The organism is Chamaesiphon sp. OTE_20_metabat_361, from assembly GCF_031364565.1.
The window spans coordinates 1-3231 of the sequence record NZ_JANLWO010000396.1 but is presented as its reverse complement, the minus strand read 5'-3'; the positions used below and the strand labels follow the sequence as shown (position 1 = coordinate 3231).

Genomic DNA, 3231 nt, shown 5'->3' with positions numbered 1-3231 from the left:
TCCAACAGCAATATTATCGGGGTCGAACTCGCCTGTGATAAAGAGAAAACTAAAAAAATCTTGGCGAGTATGGGCGTCCCGGTGCCGCTGGGAATGACGATTTATTCTTTTAACGAACTAGCAGCCGCGATCGATAGTTTGGGTGGTTATCCGATCGTGATTAAGCCCCTCAATGGCAATCACGGGCGAGGGATTACGATCGATATTCAAGACTGGGAACACGCCGAAACTGGTTACGATCGCGCGCGGGAAATCTCCAGCGGCGTGATTGTCGAGCACTTTTACCAAGGTCGCGACCATCGGATTTTGGTCGTCAATCACAAAGTTGTTGCGGTCGCCGAGCGCGTACCCGCCCATGTAGTCGGCGATGGCAAGACCACGATCGCGGGACTGATCGATCGGGAAAATCAAGATCCCCGACGCGGTAATGGTCATGACAACATGCTCACCAAAATCGAACTTGATGACTCTACCGCTGAAATGCTTCAGCATCAAGGCGTCAAGCTCGATAGCATTTTACCTGTCGATCGCGTTTGCTACCTGCGGGCAACTGCCAACCTGAGTACGGGCGGGATTGCGATCGATCGTACCGATGAGATTCACCCCGAAACTGTCTGGCTCGCCGAACGCGTTTCGCGGATTATCGGTTTAGATATCGCGGGCATCGATGTAATTACCACCGATATCACTAAAACTTTAAGTGCAGCCGATGGGACGATCGTCGAAGTCAATGCCGCTCCAGGCTTGCGGATGCACATTTCCCCCAGCCAAGGCGTCGGGCGCAATGTCGCCGCGCCGATCCTGAGTATGCTCTTTCCCCCCGGTACTCCCCATCGGATTCCGATCGTGGCAATTACCGGAACTAACGGCAAAACTACCACCACCCGACTGATCGCCCACATTTTCAGTCAAGTTTATAACGCTGTTGGCTTTACAACTACCGATGGCATCTACGTCAGCGATCGATTAGTCGAAAAAGGCGACACCACCGGGCCGCAAAGTGCCCAGATTATCCTCCAAGATCCGACCGTCGATATTGCCATCTTAGAGACCGCACGCGGCGGGATCTTGCGATCGGGACTAGCCTTCCAACACTGCGACGTCGGCGTAATTTTAAACGTCGCCGCCGATCATTTAGGCTTAGGTGGCATCGACACGATCGATCAATTAGCCCGCGTCAAAGGCGTAGTTGCCGAAGCCGTCCATCCCGATGGGTATGCCGTCCTCAATGCCGACGACGAACGTGTCGCCGCCATGGCCGACCAAGTGCGCGGCAAGGTCGCTTACTTCTCAATGGATGCCGACAACCCCCTAATCCGATCTCACGTCCGACGCGGCGGCATTGCCGCCATCTGCACCGCAGGCTACCTGACGATCCTGCAACAGGATTGGGTGCATCGGGTCGAAAAAGTCGAGCTAATCCCCCTCACATTAGGCGGACGCGCACCATTTATGATCGCCAATGCCCTCGCCGCCAGTCTGGCAGCCTTCGTTCAAGGCGTAAATATCGAGCACATTCGCGCCGCACTTCGCAGCTTCCGCGCCTCCGTCCAGCAAACACCCGGACGGATGAATCTCTTCAACCTCGGACGCTATCACGTCCTAGTAGACTACGCGCACAACCCCGCTGGCTATGCAGCCGTCGGTAGCTTCGTCAAAAACTGGACGGGGCCAGCAATTGGCGTCGTCGGCGGCCCCGGCGATCGTCGCGATGAAGATCTGATCGAACTGGGCAAGCTCTCCGCCACCTACTTCGAGCGGATCGTCGTCAAAGAAGACGATGATAGTCGCGGTCGCGCCTGGGGTGAAGTCGCCGAATTAATCGTCCAAGGGATCGAAGCAGTTGCCACAGATGTCACACCATTAGTCGCACATTCCATTCTCCTCAACGAAGCCGAAGCGATCGAATGGGCATTAGATAATGCCCCTGAAAACGCCCTGGTAACTATCTTCCCCGATAATGTCAGTCGCGCGATCGCCCTAATTATGTCCCGCAATCCGATCTCTGATACTCCCGCAGTGGCAGTCTCAGTCGAATCAAAGCCCGAAACCCCACCAGTTTCCGCACCAATTGCCGACCCGGCGATCGTTAATAGCAACGGTCAATTTAGCGTCAAGTAGTCGATCTTTGGGTGTGGCAGAGCTAATTTGAGGAGGGGATGCGGAGATCTACCCACCCCGCCCTTCGGGCACCCCTCCAGGGAGGGGATTTTCATCATAGCTCTAGCTTTTGGAAAGGATGGGGTTAGAGTAGATGGATTGCGATCGAGAGAAAAGTATTATAGAACGCTTGCTCGTAACGTGAGTTTGAGTTTGAAAAATCAATGAAAGCTATGCCCAGAAATAATTCTAGCCTGGTAACTCCCAACTAAAATCTCAAATGGAGTGAATGCCGCACCAAGCTAGCCCACAGATCGACCTTACGCGGAGAGTTTGAGAGGGGGCGTTTCCCCTCTCAACGGGGGGGCTGGGGGTCGGTACCCCCAGATCCGGGTTCTGCCTCCGCTAGAAAAACCGAAACTCACAAGTATATATTGTTTGCCGAAACGAAACCCACAAGTATATATCGATTGTTTTATGTTGACCGAAACGCTTGACACGAGGGCACCGTCTAACAATTTCGGTCGCTGACACGCTTGCAACCAGCAATTAGAGATACCCAACTCATTCCCAAACAGATTGTATGACGATCGCCAACCCATCCCGCCCCGACACCGCCACCTACGAAGCCAAAACCCAAACCATCGCCCAGCAACTCCTCGCCGCTACCACCGAAAAGCGATCGATCTTTGCCAAAGTCCAAGATCGCTTCCGCTGGGATGACAAACTCCTGAGTTGGACGATGGACAACCCTAGTCTCAGGGTACAACTCTTCCGCGCGATCGATTGTTTGCCAGCACTCACCACCAAAGCCGAAATCGCCCGCCACCTGCAAGAATATTTGACCGTTCCCGAAGTCGAATTGCCCCAAGCCCTCAAAGGACTGCTCAACTTCACCGCTGCCGACTCCATCCCCGGACAACTTGCCGCCACCACCTTCGCCACCGCCGTCGAAACCCTTGCCCGTAAGTACATCGCTGGCGAAAATGTCAAGCAAACCCTCAAAACGATCGAGCGACTCCGAAACCAGTCGATGACCTTTACGATCGATGTATTAGGCGAAGCAGTAGTCACCGAAACCGAAGCCCAGTATTACCTCGATCGCTATCTAGAGTTGATGAGCCAACTCAC

The 3231-nt window shown here is 54.0% G+C and carries 2 protein-coding genes; both read left to right on the top strand.

Features of this window, described 5'->3' with window-relative positions; genetic code table 11:
• On the top strand, window positions 1-2121 hold a 2121-nt coding region (gene cphA, locus RMO35_RS11590; RefSeq protein ID WP_309741370.1), incomplete at its 5' end, for a cyanophycin synthetase.
• Between the two features lie 562 nt (window positions 2122-2683).
• On the top strand, window positions 2684-3231 hold a 548-nt coding region (locus RMO35_RS11585; protein ID WP_396135656.1), incomplete at its 3' end, for a proline dehydrogenase family protein.